This is a genomic window from Paenibacillus sp. FSL R5-192, from assembly GCF_000517845.1.
GTDB lineage: Bacteria > Bacillota > Bacilli > Paenibacillales > Paenibacillaceae > Paenibacillus > Paenibacillus amylolyticus.
Genome location: NZ_ASPR01000014.1, coordinates 756534 through 777216 on the forward strand (window position 1 = coordinate 756534; position 20683 = coordinate 777216).

A 20683-nucleotide genomic window follows, 5' to 3' on the forward strand; every position below is an offset into this window, starting at 1 on the left:
ACCAGTGAGGTATACTGGCTTATGCCTTTTTGATGCCTATAAAATGTATACGTTCTTAGCGGAGTTGAACAATTCGATGATCGCAAGAAGTAATTTCAGCTATACGCGTTCTGTCTTCTGTGAAAGTACGTCGACAGTTGATAGACGTTATTCTATATGATCCCGATGAGGTGGACCAGTGATGTAAGAAATCTCATGGACAGACTGCCATGGTAACAGGCTATACTGGAAATAGTCATGCCCAATTCAAGAGGTTGTAGGGGAAAAGTAGTAATTATTTCTCGGGAAAGCGCAGGAGCCGCCAAATTCTGCATCGCATTGTTTCAATCCCGTAGCTGTAGGGGATGAAAGTAAGAGGAGGTGCAGACATGAGATGGATATTAGGACTGGTCTGGATCGCTTTTATTGCCTATGCATTGTTGTTGGCACCGGGGCAGTCACCTGGAAGTGATCCGATATTCAAAGAACTGATTACAATGCAAAGCAAAGAGCCCTGGTTACTTACGGTATTTTCGTGGTTAGGTATTTTCCCGGCAGTTTATGCCTGTATGCTGTTAAGAACATCTGTGAAAGAACGAGGTGGCCGTGTACCGGCTTGGCCTTTTGTTATACTTTCTTTCGGATTGGGTGCTTTTACCCTTCTTCCCTATTATGCATGGTCATCATCCGCAAATAGAGCTTCGGGTTACGCAAACTTACATTTTGGTCGTCAGCGGGAGTCGGGAATTGGACGGGTAGCAGCCCACAAGCTGACGCATGTAGTCCTTCTGCTGTTAACGCTGGGGGCAGCATTCTATGCCGTGACGCAAGGTCATCCGGATGTATATATGGAAGCATTCAATCAATCTGCCTTTGTACATATCATGACGATTGATTTTGTACTGCTGACCTTACTTTCCATGATTGCGATATACAGGGATACTAAAGTGAGTCGACGTTCAGCAGCTTGGACCGCGGCAGGCATCATCCCTATTGTGGGTCCACTAATCTATCTGTTGACGCTCAGGAGAGACAGAGTTTGATCATCAATATTTGAAGAATTCCATAGGTAAACGGAGCCGTTAAGCCTGAATGCGAACAATTCATGTGCTTAATGGAAAAATATATAAAATCCAAAAGAGGAGTGGCTATAGATGATAAACCATTTTAACGCATATGTGGTCCGTAAAGAAGAACAGGGCGGAGTGAAAGCTGCTATAGAGCAATTGAAGAAGGAAGATCTGCCAAATGGAGATGTAACGGTACAGGTGCAGTATTCCAGTGTCAATTATAAAGACGGACTCGCTACCCTTGACAAAGGCGGTGTCGTTCGTGAGTACCCGATGGTACCGGGAATTGATCTGGCAGGAACGGTAGAGGAGTCGGTCAGTGGACGTTTTGCACCAGGAGATCGGGTTATCAGTACAGGATTTGAACCTGGCGTATCCCATTACGGAGGGTACAGCGAGTATGCTCGTCTGCGCAGTGAATGGCTGGTGCCTCTGCCACCGGGTCTCAATGAGAAAGAAGCCATGGCAATTGGAACTGCAGGTTTTACGGCTGCACTTTCGGTAGATGCGCTGTTACAGGCTGGAGTGACACCGGAGATGGGCAAGATTCTGGTTACGGGTGCAACGGGTGGTGTTGGCAGTATGGCAGTTGCCATTCTGGCGAAACTTGGTTTTGAAGTAACAGCCAGCACAGGCAAGAAGGATCAGGAGGAGTCATTGCTCCGAAACTTGGGCGCCTCAGAGGTTATTACTCGTGAAGAAGCTGATGCTCCAGCTAAAGGAGCCATGGGGAAACAGCTATGGGCGGGAGTTGTTGATCCAACAGGAGGACCGGCTCTTGCGGAGCGATTGAAACAGATTCAATACGGAGGTGCGGTAGCGGTATCCGGGTTAACTGGAGGCACAGCTTTTGAATCCACGGTACTTCCGTTTATTTTGCGTGGCATCCAGCTTGTTGGTATAGACTCTGTATATTGTCCGATGGAACGTCGGGAACGATTGTGGAAACTGCTCGGCGGAGAATGGAAACCAGAGCGCGCGCTGGAACTGGGAATCCGGGAGATCTCTCTAGATCAATTGCCTCTTACGCTGGAGACGATACTCCAAGGTGGTGCAGTGGGTCGTACGGTGGTCAATACAATATCAGATCTGCCATCCGCATAAGATTCTAAGTCCTTAGACATGCTAATTCTACCTGATTGGGTCACAGCACACGTGGCTGGAAAGGAAGGATTGGCATGTGGTTTGCTAGAAAAGGGCGAAGTCTGGTTGGAAAAACAATGAAGTCGGTACTTGTAAGTGGTGTGTTGATCACGAGTGTCTGGTCCCTGGCGGCTTGTTCGGCATCATCCATTGAGCAGGAGCGGAAGGTCTACACGCGCGAAGCGACGGATGAAGGAAATGTGCGGGCACAGAGTCAAGGACACGGATTAAACGGTGAATTGGTGAGTGAGATCAGTAAGAGTTTTGAAGCAAAAGGCATTCAACTGATGAATAACATGTCTGCCGATGACGGCCATGGTGGGGTCTCTTATATGTATTTGTTGAATGGAAGTGGCAGACACATCGTGAAAGTCCATATTTTCAGTGATGCGACAACCCGGGCGGCCAGCATGAAACAAATGTATAGTGAGAATCGTGATGAGGCTGTCTTGGAGAATGCGCTTGGCCGGACAACGATTCGCAGCAAAGGGTACGTCTCACTCGTTTATACAGCTTCCGGTGGGGAAAAGGACAAGTATGAACAGGATGTTATGCAGGTGTTCCAACATGTGTTGGAGCAATTAAGGTAGGAGAAGATGGGAGCACAGAAAACTTTCAATCCTTACCCTACAGCTGAAAATAAACCCGAAAAACCCGTCTGATCATTCAGACGGGTTTATATATTTCACGCATCACATGCCGCAGCTCGGGCAAAATGAGTTTTTCCATGGCCAATTTGACGGCTCCTTTGGAACCCGGCATGGAGAATACGGCTGTGCGTCCAATCGTTCCAGCGACGGCTCTGCTCAGGATGGCAGCGGAACCGATATCTTCGGTGTAACTGAGAAAACGGAAGATCTCACCAAAGCCCGGTAGTTCCTTGTCCAGTAGTGAGGATACTGCTTCGTAGGTTGTATCTCGGGGTGCAATCCCCGTCCCGCCGCTAAGTAACACGGCTTCAATATCATCACGAACAGCTGCATCTTGCAGGATGCTTCGAATGTTCTCCGTTTCATCTGGTGTGATGATGTATTCAACAATCTGATAACCCGCTTCATTCAAAAGCTGGTGCATGAGCTGGCCACTGGTATCGGTGTCTTTAGTTCGTGTGTCAGACACTGTAACAATCATGCACGATACCGTGTCAGGGGCTTCCTGGCGATGTTGTTCCACTGAATTAGTCATGAAACTTCCTCCTTCAATCAACATGTCCTCATAGCATAGACCATCCGTTAGAATCAGGCAATGTACTGGGGAAGAGTTGAACGTTATTGCACAACGAATGCGGGATGGTGTACACTCGCTAGATATAGATAGACTAGGTTACAAGAAGGACAATCAGAGAGGTGTATACGCATGAATGAAACGATTATAAAAGAACAATCCATACCTGTATATATACTGTCAGGTTTTTTGGGGAGTGGCAAAACAACACTGCTTGTTCAGTTGATTGAACATTGGCAACAGCAGGGTTTGCGCCCCGCAGTGGTTATGAATGAGTTAGGCGAAGTCAATCTGGATGGTCAGATTGTGGATTCCACCGTTCCGATGACAGAGATGTTAGGTGGATGCATCTGTTGTACCGTACGTGGTGACTTGGGATTGCAACTTGCCGATCTCGTTCAGGAGGAATCACCTGATGTGATCATCATTGAAGCAACCGGTGCGGCAAATCCAATGGAGATTCTGGATGCAGTAACAGAGACTTCACTTTACATGCGATTGGAACTGAAAAGTCTCATTACCGTTGTGGATGCAGCACATCTATCTGGTCTGTATCAGGAGCAGAAGGGGCAGACCTTCAAGCTAATGCAGGAGCAGATTCGTTGTGCGTCTGTGCTTCTCTTGAATAAAACGGATCGGGTGAGTGCACAGGAACTGAAGGATCTGGAGCAGCTTTTGGCAAAATGGAATGGCTTCGCACCTGTAATTCCTACAGTGAAATGTGAGGTGGAGATGGATCTGCTGCTTCGCAGCGGGGCAGACGTACACGTGCGTGATTCAGCTTCTGAAGCAGGCAAGCCGGCTCACCAAGAGCATCATGTGCATACGGAAACCTGTGGTACACATGGCTGCAATCATGGACATGAGCATACAGATCATACAGTCCAAGGCGATGCTACGAATACTGACGCATCTCATAGCTATAGTCATGACCACGGACACGAGCATTCTGCTCCTCATGCCTCACACGAACATGTTATGGTGTATACACATTATTTCAGTCATCCGGTGAACAGTGAGGCGTTTGAACAATTTGTATCTGCTTTGCCACGGGACGTGTATCGAGCAAAAGGCATCTTATCGTTTAGTGACACGGCGAGCCGTTTCTGGTTCCAGTATGCCTACCGTGAATCGGATTACATGAAGATCACACCTCAGGGAGAGGTCCCTAATGTTGCTGTGTTTATAGGTGAACATTTTGACCAAACTGTCATTCGTGACCAATTACTGGAATTGGAAGCGATAAAGTAGGTTAGATGATTCAATATTCCTCCGAACTGGGTATTAAGATGCATAGCAAACTTTGCCTGGGGGGTAACTATAAATGACACAACAACAATATCAACAATGTATCGATGCTTGCCTGGAGTGCATGAATGCATGCAACGTATGTTACATATCGAGTCTGAAAGAATATGATCTGGCGATGTTGCGTGATTGCATTCGTTTGAATCGGGAATGTGCGGAGATCTGCAGTTTTGCTGCACAAGCGATGACACGTGGAAGTGATTTCATTGCTGAAATATGCGAATTGTGTGTGAAAGCTTGTGAAGCTTGCGCCGCTGAGTGTGGCAAACACCACCATGATCACTGCCAAGCATGTGCAGAGGCTTGCCGCAGATGTGCAGAAGCTTGCCGGTTGATGGCAGCAGTAGCGTAAATATTATTTCACTGGAATATATAACTAAACCGATAATGACCGTTGTCCCCTAAGGGAAGGCAGTGAACACAAGCATCTGAGACGATGTGCCTATGTGTTGCCTTTCAGTAGGGGATTTTTAATGCAGGTTGCCAAGTCTGATCGTGGTATGTATAATGATGGCAATGAATTGAAACGAAGAATATCAATGATCGGGAGAGTAGCCAGATCCATACATGACAGCGAGCCGGGAGAGGTGGAAGCCGGTATGACATGACCTGAGTGAACCGCACCCGTGAGATGGTTATCCGAAAAGATGTGCGTATCCCGACCGGGGATAGGCCATATCTGTCTGAGGGTAATCCGGCTTGCGACCGTTATACGCATCGAGCGGAACAGGTTCTACTGGTATGCATGTTGAATCATATTAGGAGTAGCTGTTCACCTAGAGTGGTACCGCGGGAACTGTTAATTCAGCTCTCGTCTCTTATTTAGAGACGAGAGCTTTTTTGTGTTTATTTCCAGCCAATAATGAATGGATAAGGAGTGTTTGGCATGTTGATGAAGCAGGCTGCGGCCGATATTGCCCCTTTAACGGGATTGAATGAAGAAGAGGTTCTGAGATTACTGGAAATCCCACCACAGGCGGAGATGGGTGATGCAGCATTCCCTTGTTTTGCATTAGCGAAGTCATTAAAGAAAGCACCGGCAGTTATTGCAACTGAGCTCGCAACGGGATTGCAGACATCTGGAATTGAAGCGACTCCCGCCGGTCCGTATGTAAATATCCGTTTTAATCGGGAGAAGCTCGCACCGAATCTGCTGAAAGAACTGGGGAATGCGGCATTTGGTAAGCTTCAGCTTGGTCAAGGTTCACGTGTTGTGATTGATATGTCTTCCCCTAACATCGCAAAACCCTTCGGAATCGGACATTTGCGTTCTACTGTAATCGGTGCAGCACTGTATCGGTTGTATAACGAAGCGGGTTATACCTCTGTAAGTGTGAATCATCTGGGAGACTGGGGAACCCAGTTTGGCAAGCAGATCGCAGCGTATAAACGGTGGGGCAATGATGAAGCGTTGCAGGCAGACCCGATCCGTACGTCTTTGGAGCTGTATGTGCGCTTCCACGATGAGGCGGAGAACGATCCTTCACTTGAGATTGAGGCACGCGACTGGTTCCGCAAGCTGGAGCAAGGGGATGATGAAGCACAGCGGTTATGGGCGTTCTTTGTGGAAGTGAGCATGAAGGAATTCAACCGGATGTATGAACGTCTGAATGTACAGTTCGACCATACACTGGGGGAGAGCTTTTACAATGACAAGATGGGTGCAGTGGTTGAAGAACTGAAGGCAAAAGGTTTACTTGAAGAGAGTGATGGAGCACTCGTGGTACGTCTGGAGGATGAGAACATGCCCCCGTGCCTGATAATTAAAAAAGATGGAACAACAATCTATCCTACTCGGGATTTAGCTACGGCAGTCTATCGTCATGAGGTGATGAAGGCAGATCGGTTGTTATACGTGGTCGGAGGCGAGCAGAAGTTACATTTCCGGCAGGTATTTGCGGTCCTATCCCGGATGGGGCATGAATGGTCTGCGAAGTGTGAACATATCCCGTTTGGATTAATGCGTTTTGAGGGACGGAAAATGTCTACCCGTCGCGGTAAAGTCGTCTTTTTGCAGGAAGTGTTGGACGAGGCAGTCGCTCGTGCACTAAAGATTATTCAGGAGAAAAACCCGAATCTGGAGAACCCTCAGAAGGTGGCTGAGGCTGTTGGTGTAGGTGCCATTGTCTTCGGTGATCTGCGTAATAATCGGTTAAACGATGTAGACTTCTCCTTGGAGGATGCGGTGAGTTTTGAAGGAGAGACCGGACCTTATGTGCAGTATACCCATGCCCGGATTCAAAGTGTGCTTGCCAAGGCAGAAGAGGCGATCCGCGTGGAAAATGAAAACACTCTGACTAACCCCAGCCTTGCGGATGGTGAGAATGACACAGGGGCCACTCCATCCAGTGTCGGAGATACCTCATGGGCATTGCTGAAACTGCTTGGTGAATATCCCGAGTATCTGGAAAAAGCAATTCATCGGAATGAGCCTTCGGTCATTGCCAAATATACTATAGATGTCGCTCAAGCATTCAACCGTTTCTATCACGCCGAACGGATTGCAGATGCGTCATCTGATGTAAGATCCTTCAGGGTGGCATTGGCCAAACGGACTGCCGAACGCCTCGCGTACAGTTTACATTTGCTAGGTGTGCAAGCTCCAGAGCGGATGTGATCCCAGGTGATATGGAGTAAACGTGGACTTTTCAAGAAAGCCAATCAAGATGTACCAGACTCATCAGGTCGAGGTATGTTGCTTCAACAAGTGAGCAAGCGATTAGGTAATGCTCAAGTACTTGATGAAATTAATCTGGAAGTGAAGCAGGGCGAATGTGCTGTGCTTGTTGGCAGAAACGGCTCGGGCAAAAGCACGTTGCTACGTATGTTGGCAGGTATTTTGTTACCCGATACAGGATCGATCCAGCGCACAATGAAGGGTTCTGATGGGTATGCAGTAGATGGCCTGCCACGTTTGCCCTTTACCTCTGGAGAGTATTTGTGGGACATGGGTCGGATTCGGGGCATTCGCCCCGAAGTACTGCGTGAGCGGATTAGAGAACTTAGTGAACTTTTATATCTCGATACCGCGATCGATCAGAAGTTACCCCTATTATCGAAGGGCACATTGCAAAAAGTGAATTTGATTCAGGCCCTGTTACCTGGACCGGGTGGTCTTTTGTTACTGGATGAACCGTTGTCAGGCTTGGATATTGCAGCTCAAGAGGGCATTGTATCTTTATTGGGGCAATGGAAGGATGTAGGTACATCTATCGTTACAGCTTGTCATGAACCGTTGCTTATTGAACGTTTGGCAGACCAGGTGATTGTGTTGAAAAAAGGCGGCGTGCTCCGCTACTGGAGTCGTGAAGATATACTTCAAGCTGGCGAACCCGTTGTACGTATTCAAAGTCTGACGGAAGACGGAGAGGATATGGCCAACGATCCATCCATTGTACAACAACCGGGAGTGCTGTCTTTAGTTCGTAATACAAGCTCAGGGATATCCAATGCCTGGTTGTGGGATTGGAAAGTGGTTCAACAATCAACAGATGATGTCCTCAGAATGATTCTGGCATCTGGAGGTTCGGTTGTGTCTGTACAACAGGAAGAAAGTCAATTACATATGGAAAGTCTGCTGGAAGGACAACATCCAGCTGTACATGCGAGTCGTAGAGGTGTCACAGAATCTGTGGACTCTTCGATGGATGATGCGGGGGGAGAAGCCGAATGATCTATCTGACCCGATATTTGTTAAGGCATCACATTCGCTCCCAGAAATATTTTGCACCGGTTATCTTTTATATCATCGCCATGCTGCTGATCTATTCCTACAAACCCAACCCTATTGCGGACAGTTACAGTGTTACGGCTATGCTGTTATTTTTGGCAGCTGCTTGGCTCGGAGTAATGGTGATGAATACCGAACCTGCAAAGCAGTATCAATTACTCGTCCTTCATGCAGGAAGCAGGCGTAAGGTGGTAACAAGTCAACTCATCTGTGCCTGGATAATGCAATTCATGCTCACCGCAATCACTGTGCTGTATCCCGTGTTCGCGGGAATGTTCGAGAGACAACCCACAAGTGAGGAGTGGATGATGACTTGGTTAGGACATCTGGGATTATCACTGCTGGGATTGGGCATCAGTGTATTTTTTCAAAAATCGTACATTCCTTTGCTTAGTCGCAGTATGCCTGCTCTCATTATTGTATTATTACTATCGTTTATCCAAGGTTCCTTAAGTGAACGTTTGCCTGAATCGTTAGAATGGCTTGGCCGCATTCTTCCACCAGCCTTTTATCTGGTTCGTGAGATGATGTTATTTGATGAATCAAAGATGGATTCTTTTGTTTCGGTTACGCTATGGACTGTGTTCTATGCATCGGTGTTACTAATCATCCATGTGTGGCTGTCCGGAAGAAGAGATCTGCGGAGTTAGAAGACGCGCTTCCCGATAACTTGAATGTTGCTCTTGGTTTGGTTAGGATAGAGGGACATGGAATGGTTAACATTGTACGGTTGAAGGGGGCGCTCGCATATGCAAAATACAGATATCCAGAATGGTGACATGCTGGACAGCGAACACTCCAGGGAATTGTTTGCCTATTACGGATTGGCAGTGTACTACGGGCAGGCGCTTGAACAGCAGCTGGTCAATCTGATTTTATTAATGAAAATGTCTCAGGGCAAAGCCGTGTCTGAAGAGGATCTGGAAGATCTGTACGAACGAAAGATGAGCAGTTCACTGGGGCAGCTCATTCACGAAGTGCGCCATCATTTTACATTCTCCGAGGAAGAGACTCTTCAATTGAATGAGTTATGGCAGCAACGTAACCGTATCGTACATCACTATTTCAAGGAACGAATTCACGAGACATTCAGTCCGGAAGGACGATCACGCATGATTAAGGAATTGGAGGATTTCAAAGACCGTGCACAGGAGTTGGAGATCCGTCTTCAGCAATATACGGGTGCCTGGATTGCAGAGCTTGGTCTGGATGCCGAATCCGCAGCAGCTCTGCAAACGCTGGAGCGTATGCATACCGAGAGTATGCAAGCAAGGGCTTTGGAAGAGGATGAATGACAAGCAAACGGATAAGGAAACGCTGGATATTAATGACGGCTCTGGCTGTAGTATTGGTTGGAATCCTATGGACTGTAGTTACGGCAGTACGTATATCAGTATACACGGATGAGGATTCATCCAGGATATCGGATGCAGCAATCATTCTGGGCGCAGCCGTGGCGGGGGATAACCCTTCACCTGTATTTCGCGAACGTATTGAACACGGGATTGAATTATACCGTCAGGGTACCGTTCGTAATCTGCTTTTCACAGGCGGGTCAGGTGATGATGGAGAACATACGGAAGCTGAAGTGGGTCAGAAGTATGCCATCACACATGGAGTAGATCCTGCGGACATTCGCATAGAGACCAAATCCAGAATTACCGAGGAGAATCTGGTCAATTCAATTCCAATTGGTGAACAGGCCGGTTATCAAACCTATACAATTGTGAGTGATCCGTTACATATGAAACGGGCCATGAAGCTGGCTGCCGGACTGGGTATGGATGCCGTACCCTCTCCGACACGAACTACGGCGTATCGAACCTGGCGCAGCAAGTTTCCTTTTCTCGCAAGAGAGACCGTGATGTACATGGGATATACGATCAAAGGATGGATAGACAATCCGCAGTAGCCATGAGGTTGCACGCGGATTGTTTTTTTGTCTGGACGAAATAAACAGTAACGGAATTTGCCTCCAGATGAAAATACAAAAAACCGATCTACACCGCAAACCCTGAGGTAGCTGTGTAGACCGGTTTTTGTGTTGCCGTCGAGTACATCATTTTGATTGGTTACTTAAAGAGCTTTCTGTTTTACTCTGTTATGCATTGCCTCCGGCAAAGGAGGTTGAGGTTGGAATGATCTCACCCGACGGATTCTCGCTGGTTGCACTCGCTGCTGCTTGCGCACCTTGCTGGAGCTGATACATTTTATAATAGCGGCCTTTAAGCTCCATCAGTTCATCATGTGCACCTTGCTCAACGATACGCCCGCGATGCAGAACCAGAATCTGATCTGCTGAACGAATGGTGGACAGACGGTGAGCAATGATGAAGGTGGTACGTCCTTTTTTGAGGACTTCGAGTGCGTTCTGAATCAATGCTTCCGTTTCCGTATCAATATTAGCTGTCGCTTCATCCAGAATGAGGATGGCCGGATCAAACGCCAGTGCACGAGCAAAGGAGATCAACTGACGCTGTCCAGCAGACAATGTGCTTCCTTTTTCGATGACAGGTTCGTCAAAGCCTTGAGGCAAATGAGCCAGTATACGTTCAGCACCTACATCACGCAGCGCCTGTTCAATTCGTTCACGGGAGATCTTCTCATCGCCGAGACTGACGTTGGAAGCAATGGTGCCTGTGAACAGATACGGGTCCTGCAATACAATCCCCATATGCTCGCGAATCCACTGTTTAGGCAGATCTTTGACGTTCTGACCATCGATCGTGATCTTGCCTTTTTGCGGGTCATAGAACCGGAACAGCAGGTTGATGATTGAGCTTTTACCCGAACCGGTATGACCGACCAGAGCGACCGTCTGACCTTGGGATGCTTTGAATGAGATATTGTTAAGTACGTAATCTTTTTTATAGGCAAAGGATACATCATCGAAGACAACATTCCCTTTGTATCTTGGCATGGAACCATCGGTTACAGCTTCTCCCTTTTCATCCATCAGCTCAAAGACGCGACCAGCGGATACGAGGGAGGAGTCCAGGTTGGCGAGCTGATTCACCATGCCGGTAATCGGCTGGAACAAGCGGCCCAGGACATCAACGAAGGCATACAGAACACCCAGGGAGATAATACTTGTGCCATCCAACACGCTGGAACCGAAGTACCACAGGACAACCGCAAAGGCGATATTCCGTAATACGTTAACCAGGTTGTGTGAGGTGAAGGCATTCAGGTTCAGCATTTTGTTCTGGTGTTTCATATAGTCATCATTCAGATCTTCGAATTCCTGTTTGGTTTGTTTCTGATGGCGGAATACGCGGATAATGGACATTCCCTGAATGGACTCGTTAATGATTGCATTGATTTCACTCAGTCGGGATCGAATGATCGTGTTGTAACGAGTGGCGAATTTGCGATAGAGCACAATCCATGTAATGAGCATCGGCACAACAAATAATGAGATTAGACCCAGGCGAAAATCAAGCAGGAAGAGTGCGACATATACACCTGTAATTGTGATGATTCCTGAGAAAAAGTTCGAAAGAACAGCAACGAACAGATCTTTTACGGCTTCTGTATCGTTTGTGACCCGAGATACAACTTTACCTGCGGGCAGGTTATCAAAAAAGTGCACCGGCAGTCGCTGAATATGGGCATACACATCGTTACGCAATCTTTGAATGACCTTGTTGGCCGAGGATTGCAGCCAGAAAGTTTTACCAAACTCCATAATGACCGAGATCACGAGGAAGATCATGTAATACACAATTAATTGATAGATGCTGGGCATCTCCGGTTTGTAAAAAGCAAACAGTTCACCAGCGGACAGGGGTGTTGCCGCATATTGGCCTGTTACCTCACCTGCGCGTGTAACCGTGAGGGTTCCATCCGTATATGTGCGGTCCCCGTCAGGTGCGCTTACCGATTCGTTTACAAAATAAAAACTTCTGCCGGCTTGTAATACCCGCACTTCGGAACCTTTGTTTTCATCCGGTTCGAACAAGCCTTCGCGTTTGTAGTTCTTACCGTTGTAGACTGCGGCTTCATCAGAAGCTGTTGTCTCATAGAAAGGCTGCTCAATCGCGAGCAAGTGATTATCGATCATGGATTTGGCGATGAACGGCCCGGCAAGCTCGGCCGCAACACCAATGGTAAGCATAATTAATGCAGCGATAAATGTTCCTTTGGCTTTCAAGGCGTAATCAAGCAGCCTTTTGCCTGTATTAGACTTCAATGAATTGACCTCCTACGTGGACAGATTGGACTCGACCTGTTGCCGTTCATACTGTTCACGGTACCAGCCGTTCATGGCTAACAATTCCTGGTGAGTGCCTTCTTCCGTAATTTTCCCGTGCTCCAGTACGATGATTCGGTCAGCATGTTCAATAGCAGACAGGCGATGAGTCGAGATCAGCGTGGTTTTGCCCGAGCGTTTGTTGCGTATATTTTCAATGATTTTGGCTTCAGTACGTGCATCGACAGCAGATAAGGCATCATCCAGGATCAGAATATCAGGGTTAGCAATAAAGGCACGCGCCAGCGATACCCGCTGTTTCTGTCCACCGGACAGAGAGATTCCTTTTTCACCAACGAGTGTATCCAGTCCATCGGATAAGGTTCCCAGATCCCCGTCAAAAGCGGCGGTACGAATGGCTTCCATGATGACTTCATCACTGGCCCCAGGTTGACCAAATTGAATGTTTTGACGAACTGATTTGGAGAACAGAACTTGTTCCTGTGGTACGTACCCAATCCAGCTGTGCAAGTCATCTTTGGCGATATCCTGAATCGGATGACCCGAGATGCTTAATGTGCCCGAACCGGCAGGGTATTCATGAAGCAGTTGTTTGAGCAAAGTAGACTTACCGCTACCCGTACGACCCACAACACCCAATGTTTGACCCCGTCGTAGCGAAAAGCTGATATGACTGAGATTGTCGACAGTGGAACTTGGGTAACGGAATGTAACATCCTGCATCGCAATTTCTTCCGGATTCGTAACGTGGGCAGGTTGCTCCACATCTTGTACGGCAGGTTCTACCGATAGAGTCTCGTTGACCCGATCAAGCGAAGCGCTACCACGTTGCATCAGGTTAATTAATTCGCCGATGGCAAACATGGGCCAGATCATCATCCCCAGGTACATGTTAAACGATACGAGATCCCCCAGGGTAATTTCATTATGAAATACAAGATATATGCCGTAGGCAAGTGCAATCACATAACTGAGTCCAACGAAGAGGCGGATGGTGGGTTCAAATAGGGCATCCATTCTGGCAACAGCCAGATTTTTACGATACACATCTTCGGTCACGTCGGCGAACCGTTTCTCGTCCAGACGTTCCTGCACATAAGCACGCACGACACGAATCCCGGCGATGGATTCCAGCACCTGGTCGTTCATATCTCCGAATGCATCCTGTGCCAGGGTGTAACGTTGATGTACAGCTTTACCATAGATCATCATGGCAATGGCGATAAAAGGTAATGGCAGGATTGCCGCCAAGGTCAGTTTCCAACTAACCAGGAAACCCATGGCGAACAATACGGTGGCCAGAAAGGCTGTAGAGTCTGTTAAGGTCAGCATGCCGAAGCCTGCTGTAGTGGCAATGGAACGAAGATCATTGGTGGCCCGAGCCATCAAATCTCCTGTTCTGTTTTTCTCAAAAAAGGGAGGAGTCATCCGTAACAAGTGGTCCATAAAGCGTGAACGAAGCAGCCGCTCCACCAGGTTGGCACCACCAAACAGTTTGTGCATCCAAACGTATGTAACCAGATAGATAATGATGACCGTTCCTAGAATAAGCAAAATATAACGCGTAAGTGAGGTGCCGGTAATGGAACCGCGCACAATCTCGTCGATGGCATTACCAAGAAGACGAGGAGGCAGCAGTTCGGCAATGCCCACCAGAATAAGCAAGATGACACCGGTTAGGTATCGTTTGCGTTCCAGCCGGAAGAACCAGGCCAGGTTTTTAAGTACAGAGAACAAGTGTTATCCCTTCCTTTCGATGTCCGAGAAATGCAAATTCCGTTCATGAATGCCGAAATGTACCCACAAAAAAAGACATACCGCACGCAGGCGGTATGTCTTCATATAATCATACGGCAGCATGGCTCAGAGAACAGAGCCGTCACCATATATAAGTTCGATTGTGAGTATACATCACAGAGGTTCTAATGAAAGATCGCCTGTCATGCCGACTTATGAACGGAATAATGATTTCGGGTGTGCTCCGGTATTTAGTTGTGTGCTGAATTGACCTATCATATGTTTGTTAAACACCGTAATCACCCTTTCTTTTTTTTGGAAATAAATACAATGTAGACCTCGTATGTTTGCATCTTAACACCGGCTTTTACAATCTGTCAAACATTTTTCACAACTTATTTTGTCTTTATGTGGTCACTCGGGTTTGTATTCAAGTCCCTGTCGAGATATGATGGAACATATATATACAGAAGGAGCTGACACCAAATGAGTACCATACATGTATCCGATCAAGCTGCTCGCTGGTACAAGGAAGAGCTGAATTTGAACGAGGGAGACAGCATTCGATTTTTTGCACGTTATAGCTCTGGCGGAGGTCTTCACCCTGGATTTTCGCTAGGTATTGCTGTAGAGAAACCAAGACATCCTGCGGATCAAACCGAAGTTTCGGGGATTCAATTCTTTATGGAAGATCACGATTATTGGTATCTGAAAGGGCACCAACTGCATGTGGACATCGTTGATGAAGGTCAGGATATCGAATATCGTTACACGGAAGTCTAAGCAATAGATGGATTACAGGTCGCCACCGGCTTCCGAGTAGGAGGAGGGGATAAGCAGTGAATCTGCCACCACGAGATTTGGCCCAGTATATCGCAAAACGCTCTCATATTGTTGTAAAAGCGGCGGTGCGGGCTGAGAACGAACAAGGTGAATTACTGCTGATTCAGCATGCTGAACATGGTCACTGGCGGTTGCCAGCAGGTGAGATGCGCCCGGGTGAGGCTATTGAAGATGCTGCACATCGGGAGTTATGGGAAGAGACAGGTTGGACTGCTGATACCATGACACTGGAAGGTCTCTATTCGGGGCCTGACCTTCGGTATCTGCATTCAAGCGGAGATGAAGAGTATTATGTCATTGCCCTGTTTCGGACAGTGATCATTCAGGATGACCTTGTGGAGTCGCGTGTAAATAGTGATGCAGGTCTGAAGTTTTTTGCGCTGGAGTCGTTACCACCTCTTAATCAGATTAGCCGAATCCTGTTAGCGCGGGATATTGCAGAATAAAATAAGTGTTGACCGCAAAAAAATGACCTTGGCATGCACGATAAAGTGGATGCCAAGGTCATTTTTTCTTAAAATCCGATTCGAGTGCTCAGAGCATGAATTACACCTGATCTAGTGGTTCATCATCCATCGCAAAATCAAAATCATCAATATCGAATACCTGTACAGGTGATTCAGACTCAATTATGCGTGCAATCAGTTCAACCTGATCGGTGAGAATCGGAATACTCAGGCGCTGAGATGTCAGCAGCAGTTCGGTCTCAATGGGATCGAAATACTCCCCGTACTGTGCCGTATCTATTGCATTGATAATGGCAATGGATACTTGGTCACCAAATAAAATGGAGGGGCTTTTGGCCCATGGAACAAGTAACGCACGCTCTATTTTTTTCTTATTCAGCGGTTCCTCGAAATAAGAAATCATTTCATTGATTTTGGATTTCACATGCTGATCATCTGCCGGGTTATCCATCATGGGATCAGGACTGGTCTGGAATTCATATAGCTCAAGGATGGTGGTATAAGGAACAATATATTCAACAGGCGCGGGCGGCGCTAGCAATTGACCGTAAATGGCCACCATCACGGCTTCTGTAATAAACTGACGTGACATGGTTCCTTAATCCTCCTGCGCCATTAATAGTTGCAAAGTGAATCTATATTTTCATGCAACAGCATAACCACAATATGCATTATACTGCTGTAGACTCGTGTACATGATTTGCATGAATAGAAGTATATCACACAACGGTGGGAAATACAGCCAATCTGCATAGCATGTCAGGTCACAACCTTCACAACTTGAATCAGGATTTGCCCAGCAGCAATGATAAAATTCCCGCCGCAATCAATGGACCCACAGGTACACCCTTGAATAGGGCAACCCCAAGTACCGTTCCGATTAACAGCCCTGCAACGACAGTTGGCTGAGTACCCATCAGCGTAGCGCCACGTCCTCCGAGATATGCCACCAATAAACCTACGCCAATGGCGAGAAGTGATTTCCAGTGCAGGAAAGACTCACCGATCGTCTGCAGACTCATCTTGCCACTGGCAAGAGGTGCCATCACGCCAATGGTCAGAATGATAATGCCCAGTGTAAGTCCGTATTTTTCAAGCCATGGAAATGCCTGATTCAGGTTCAGGACTCGTAGCAACAACAGAAATACCATCGCTACGGTCACAGGTGTGTTGCTGCTGATAATCCCGAGAGCCGCAAATACGAGCAACAGCAGGGAAGTCATATCCATTGTTTTCATTTCCCTTCAGTCTGTCCACGTTGTTTGCTAACGATATGTTCCGCAATGTAACGTCCATGCCAGCGCCCGGATTCAATAAAGACTTCATTGGCATTACGACCCGAAGCGATGACTCCGCCCACATATACACCAGGTACGCTGCTTTCCATCGTTTGTGCATCATATAGAGGTTTATCCATATCATCAGACATCTCCACACCTACCGACGTGAGTAGTTGACGATCTGGACGGAAACCGGTCATTGCCAGTACGAAGTCATTATCCAGTTCCCGAGTGGAACCATCCGTGTGTATCAGACGAATCGAATCATCGAGTATTTCATTCACGTGTGATTCCAGGTGGAGTTTGATATGACCTTTTGTCACCATGCTCTCGAATAGCGGGCGTACCCATGGTTTAATATGTTGGGACAGACCACTGCCGCGATAAACCATATCAATGTGTGCTCCGACCCGAACCAGTTCCATGGCCGCATCCACGGCTGAGTTGCTTCCGCCAATAATGGCGACACGTGTACGGGTATAAGGGTGGGCTTCCCGGAAGTAGTGGGTTACCTTATCTTTATCTTCTCCAGGGATGCCCAGATAGTTAGGATGGTCAAAATAACCGGTAGCTACAACTACATTGCGTCCAACATGTACGATGGATTCCCCGCGGCGATTGAGCGTATGTACCTCAAACGTACCATCATCCTTGCGTTTAATTTCACGGGCTTCCTCATAGTTATGAACACGCAGACCAAAATGTTCGGCTACCCTGCGATAATAGGCAAGTGCTTCATAACGAAACGGTTTATCATTAGGTGTGCTGAACGGAACGTTTCCGATCTCAAGCAGCGGGGCTGTGCTGAAAAACTGCATATGGGTTGGATACAGATAAATAGATTGAACGATATTGTATTTCTCAACGATCACAGCGGACAGTCCCAGCCGCTCACATTCAATGGCAGCAGACAGACCGCATGGGCCTCCGCCGATAATAATGACATCTTCCATGTTCTTAATCCTCCTTATTTCAAGCAATATAATCCTACCGTAAATAACGAGCCAATGCCAGTTCAAGCGTGGAGTTTAATTAGACAAGCTTACTTGAAACCAAAGGAGTTGACGTGCAGAGAAGAAAAGACTAATATCAAATTAGATATATATCTAATTGAAAGCGAGATGAACGATGATGCAGCTGGAGAAAATTGTGGCTTATCATAAAGCGTTGGCTGACCCGACCCGGCTTCGCATGCTGCTGTTGTTGGCACAGGGTGAACTGCACGGACAGGCACTTGCCGAGCGGCTGAATCTGTCACAGCCAACCGTGACACATCATGCATCCAAGCTGAGAGAGGCGGCGCTGATTAAGGAACGACGGGAGAAAAATACAGTGTATTTCACACTCAATCCTTCGTTTATCCGCGAGAATGCACAGGCTTCGGTTGATTTTATCTTTAATCGAGAGGAGGTTGAGGATATGAGTGATGTGAACGAAACATTGAAAGCGTCGGTCATGAGGAATTTTTTCTCCAAAGATGGACGACTGCGTCAGATTCCGGCTCAATACAAGAAAAAACTGATTGTACTTGGTCATCTGGTCGAGCAGCTTGAATTTGGTCGGAAGTATACGGAAAAAGAAATCAATACATTTATAAAGCAATACCATGAAGACTTTGCCACGATTCGTCGGGAATTTATCATGCATCAGTTCATGTATCGGGAAGAGGATATCTATGAATTGAATCCGAAGGAAATGTGGACACGCTGGGATCAGGTCAAATAGAGTAGCTGGTGGTAAAAAAAGTTTGGGCTTGACAACTGTTAAGCTCAGTGTGTAACATAATGGATAATTCTACAAGGGAGGCGATTGTTTATGACAAATTTAAATGCAGTATACGTTAATTTGAATATGAACAGCGTCTCCGGAACGGATCAAAGCATGTAATTTTGCGTTAGATGGATAGCAGTATCCATTGTAACGTGAAGTATCGCATGCTCAGATGAAGCCACGGGTGACGCACCCGTGGCTTTTTTGTTTGCCGATAAAAGGGTGTTCCTGAATGGTTTATATCGGAGGGTTAAGTATTTTATCCGGTAGATCTACAAGAAGGGATGATCTTTGATTCGGCTAACTACCTATTGCCACGGGTGTATTTCTACTCGTGGTTTTTTGTTTTGATCTGAACCGGAGATGATTGTTCATTCGGCTTGAACGAAGTAAACAACTTATTTTGGGAGGAATTTTTATTTTAGATAACCATATTGAGAAGTACGGCTGGTCAGCAAAGTGGCAGGAACTGTGGCAAGAGACAGGGATGGAAGAGCAGGAGAAAAAGCCAGCCAGAATTATCGCAGACCATGGACATCTGCAACGTTTGATTACAGAAGAGGGCGAATGCTGGGGAAGAATTTCGGGCCGAATGCGTCATGATAGTCTGGAGACCAGCTTGGCACCAGCGGTTGGAGATTGGGTGGCCATTACAGGTCAGGCAGGTGAAGAAGCAATTATTCACAATCTGGTGCCCCGTCGGAGCAGGGTATCGAGACAGGCGGCAGGTCCAGTGACCAAGGAACAATTAATCGCCGCAAACGTAGATACACTGTTGATCGTGGCAGCACTTAATCATGATTTCAACCTTAGAAGGCTCGAAAGATACGTGCTGATGGCTTGGAATGGTGGCGTAAGGCCAGTCATTGTCTTGAGCAAAAGTGATCTGTGCAACAATGTGGAAGAACAGATCCGAAGTGTAGAGGGAATTGCTCCAGGCGTTGAAGTGCTTGCGATATCTGCAGTGGAGGGTCAAGGTAAATCCTTACTGGAACGATATTTGCAGCCAGGGCTGACTGTTGCGCTCACAGGATCTTCTGGCAGTGGCAAGTCTACGCTGGTGAACTGGATGATGGGTGAGGATGTGCAGCTTACACAATCCGTCCGCGAGGGAGACAGCCGTGGGAGACATACGACAACACACCGGGAGATGTTTGTACTTCCACAGGGAGCCGTATTGATCGATACTCCAGGAATGCGCGAGCTTAATCTCTGGGATGAGGGCAATGATGGGCTGTCGCATGCGTTTGGAGAAATTGAAGAACTTGCGGCCACGTGCAGATTTCTGGATTGCAGTCATACACGGGAAGCTGGATGTGCAGTGAAAGAAGCCATACAGGATGGTTCATTGGATGAAAAAAGATTGAATAATTATCTGAAAATGCAGAAGGAATTGCAATATCAGCAGCGCAAGGAAGAAGTGGCATCCAGAAGGCGTACCGCTTCCAGCAAACCGGCCAATAGTCGCAAACCCAAGCACTCCCGTAGTGTGAAAGAGTGGGAGGAAGCCTGAAATCAGGCGGGCATCATCCGGTATCTTGCATAAGATAGGTCAGGAGGGATGTCATTATGCCAGATTACAGGATTATTGTAGATCTGTCTGACCACATGTTATATCTTCTGGACGGCAATCAGGTGATTAAGGGCTATCCTGTGGCCACCGGCAAGATGCTCACGCAGACTCCAAACGGGGAGTTCACTATTGTTAACAAACAATCGAATCCAGGTGGGCCATTTGGCGTGTTCTGGATGGGGCTGTCTGCTCCCCATTATGGCATACACGGAACCAATGAGCCTTGGTCTATTGGCAAATCTGTCTCCCACGGTTGTATGCGCATGTACAACTCGGATGTACTGGATCTGTCTTCCAAGGTATCTGTAGGCACTAGGGTAACGATCCGGCCGTAGTGCCGGATTTT

22 protein-coding genes are annotated in these 20683 nt (G+C 47.2%); 16 read left to right on the forward strand and 6 right to left on the reverse strand.

What is annotated here, in order from left to right; genetic code table 11:
* Nucleotides 1-368 precede the first annotated feature (368 nt).
* From C161_RS11760 to C161_RS11770, 3 genes are all read left to right on the forward strand, one after another.
* Entirely contained in the window at nucleotides 369-1022 is a 654-nt protein-coding gene (locus C161_RS11760; RefSeq protein ID WP_036670421.1) for a hypothetical protein, read from the forward strand.
* A gap of 111 nt (nucleotides 1023-1133) precedes the next feature.
* Nucleotides 1134-2153 (forward strand): acrylyl-CoA reductase family protein, encoded by a 1020-nt coding sequence (locus tag C161_RS11765; protein WP_036670422.1) that lies wholly within the window; start codon nucleotides 1134-1136, stop codon nucleotides 2151-2153.
* Between the two features lie 74 nt (nucleotides 2154-2227).
* On the forward strand, nucleotides 2228-2782 hold the full coding sequence (locus C161_RS11770; RefSeq protein WP_036670423.1) for a hypothetical protein: 555 nt from the start codon (nucleotides 2228-2230) through the stop codon (nucleotides 2780-2782).
* Between the two features lie 76 nt (nucleotides 2783-2858).
* On the opposite strand, the gene C161_RS11775 is transcribed toward C161_RS11770, so the two are convergent.
* Complete coding sequence (locus C161_RS11775; protein ID WP_036609234.1) at nucleotides 2859-3377, reverse strand: MogA/MoaB family molybdenum cofactor biosynthesis protein; 519 nt, start codon at nucleotides 3375-3377, stop codon at nucleotides 2859-2861.
* Between the two features lie 171 nt (nucleotides 3378-3548).
* On the opposite strand from C161_RS11775, the gene C161_RS11780 reads away from it, so the two are divergent.
* From C161_RS11780 to C161_RS11810, 8 genes are all read left to right on the forward strand, one after another.
* On the forward strand, nucleotides 3549-4667 hold the full coding sequence (locus C161_RS11780) for a CobW family GTP-binding protein (protein ID WP_036670424.1): 1119 nt from the start codon (nucleotides 3549-3551) through the stop codon (nucleotides 4665-4667).
* Between the two features lie 73 nt (nucleotides 4668-4740).
* Entirely contained in the window at nucleotides 4741-5076 is a 336-nt protein-coding gene (locus tag C161_RS11785; RefSeq protein WP_036609230.1) for a four-helix bundle copper-binding protein, read from the forward strand.
* Between the two features lie 121 nt (nucleotides 5077-5197).
* Nucleotides 5198-5332 (forward strand): hypothetical protein, encoded by a 135-nt coding sequence (locus C161_RS33310; RefSeq protein WP_256704105.1) that lies wholly within the window; start codon nucleotides 5198-5200, stop codon nucleotides 5330-5332.
* Nucleotides 5333-5610: 278 nt separating this feature from the next.
* Nucleotides 5611-7341, forward strand: coding sequence for an arginine--tRNA ligase (argS, locus tag C161_RS11790; protein ID WP_036670425.1), 1731 nt, complete (start codon nucleotides 5611-5613; stop codon nucleotides 7339-7341).
* Nucleotides 7342-7347: 6 nt separating this feature from the next.
* Nucleotides 7348-8397, forward strand: a complete 1050-nt coding sequence (locus C161_RS31505; RefSeq protein WP_051449695.1) for an ATP-binding cassette domain-containing protein — start codon at nucleotides 7348-7350, stop codon at nucleotides 8395-8397.
* On the forward strand, nucleotides 8394-9104 hold the full coding sequence (locus C161_RS11800; RefSeq protein ID WP_051449696.1) for a hypothetical protein: 711 nt from the start codon (nucleotides 8394-8396) through the stop codon (nucleotides 9102-9104). The genes C161_RS31505 and C161_RS11800 overlap by 4 nt, the downstream gene beginning before the upstream one ends.
* Nucleotides 9105-9203: 99 nt before the next feature.
* On the forward strand, nucleotides 9204-9749 hold the full coding sequence (locus C161_RS11805; protein ID WP_051447120.1) for a hypothetical protein: 546 nt from the start codon (nucleotides 9204-9206) through the stop codon (nucleotides 9747-9749).
* Nucleotides 9746-10366: a YdcF family protein gene (locus tag C161_RS11810; protein WP_036670426.1), complete on the forward strand. Its 621-nt coding sequence runs from the start codon at nucleotides 9746-9748 to the stop codon at nucleotides 10364-10366. Before C161_RS11805 ends, C161_RS11810 begins: the two co-directional genes overlap by 4 nt.
* A 189-nt stretch (nucleotides 10367-10555) precedes the next feature.
* Here C161_RS11810 and C161_RS11815 read toward each other — a convergent pair whose 3' ends face one another.
* Nucleotides 10556-12646 (reverse strand): ABC transporter ATP-binding protein, encoded by a 2091-nt coding sequence (locus C161_RS11815; protein ID WP_036670427.1) that lies wholly within the window; start codon nucleotides 12644-12646, stop codon nucleotides 10556-10558.
* Nucleotides 12647-12658: 12 nt separating this feature from the next.
* Nucleotides 12659-14404: an ABC transporter ATP-binding protein gene (locus tag C161_RS11820; RefSeq protein ID WP_036609220.1), complete on the reverse strand. Its 1746-nt coding sequence runs from the start codon at nucleotides 14402-14404 to the stop codon at nucleotides 12659-12661.
* Between the two features lie 486 nt (nucleotides 14405-14890).
* On the opposite strand from C161_RS11820, the gene C161_RS11825 reads away from it, so the two are divergent.
* A complete protein-coding gene (locus C161_RS11825) occupies nucleotides 14891-15187 on the forward strand; it encodes a HesB/YadR/YfhF family protein (protein WP_036609218.1) in 297 nt (98 codons plus the stop codon).
* Nucleotides 15188-15243: 56 nt separating this feature from the next.
* Nucleotides 15244-15693: an NUDIX domain-containing protein gene (locus C161_RS11830; RefSeq protein ID WP_036609216.1), complete on the forward strand. Its 450-nt coding sequence runs from the start codon at nucleotides 15244-15246 to the stop codon at nucleotides 15691-15693.
* 100 nt (nucleotides 15694-15793) lie between these two features.
* Here C161_RS11830 and C161_RS11835 read toward each other — a convergent pair whose 3' ends face one another.
* From C161_RS11835 to C161_RS11845, 3 genes are all read right to left on the reverse strand, one after another.
* A complete protein-coding gene (locus C161_RS11835) occupies nucleotides 15794-16306 on the reverse strand; it encodes a hypothetical protein (RefSeq protein WP_036609214.1) in 513 nt (170 codons plus the stop codon).
* A gap of 193 nt (nucleotides 16307-16499) precedes the next feature.
* The gene (locus C161_RS11840) at nucleotides 16500-16943 is read right to left on the reverse strand and encodes a DUF441 domain-containing protein (protein ID WP_036609212.1); all 444 of its coding nucleotides are present in this window, start codon (nucleotides 16941-16943) and stop codon (nucleotides 16500-16502) included.
* 5 nt (nucleotides 16944-16948) lie between these two features.
* Nucleotides 16949-17947 carry a YpdA family putative bacillithiol disulfide reductase gene (locus tag C161_RS11845; protein WP_036670429.1) on the reverse strand — a complete coding sequence of 333 codons (999 nt, stop codon included), beginning with the start codon at nucleotides 17945-17947 and terminating at the stop codon, nucleotides 16949-16951.
* 178 nt (nucleotides 17948-18125) lie between these two features.
* Between C161_RS11845 and C161_RS11850 the strand changes: the two genes are divergently transcribed.
* The 3 genes from C161_RS11850 (at nucleotide 18126) to C161_RS11860 (ending at nucleotide 20672) form a co-directional block, all read left to right on the forward strand.
* On the forward strand, nucleotides 18126-18719 hold the full coding sequence (locus C161_RS11850) for a DUF2087 domain-containing protein (protein WP_036671025.1): 594 nt from the start codon (nucleotides 18126-18128) through the stop codon (nucleotides 18717-18719).
* 532 nt (nucleotides 18720-19251) lie between these two features.
* Nucleotides 19252-20277 (forward strand): ribosome small subunit-dependent GTPase A, encoded by a 1026-nt coding sequence (gene rsgA, locus C161_RS11855; RefSeq protein WP_442789429.1) that lies wholly within the window; start codon nucleotides 19252-19254, stop codon nucleotides 20275-20277.
* 56 nt (nucleotides 20278-20333) lie between these two features.
* Entirely contained in the window at nucleotides 20334-20672 is a 339-nt protein-coding gene (locus C161_RS11860; RefSeq protein WP_036670430.1) for a L,D-transpeptidase, read from the forward strand.
* Nucleotides 20673-20683: the final 11 nt, after the last annotated feature.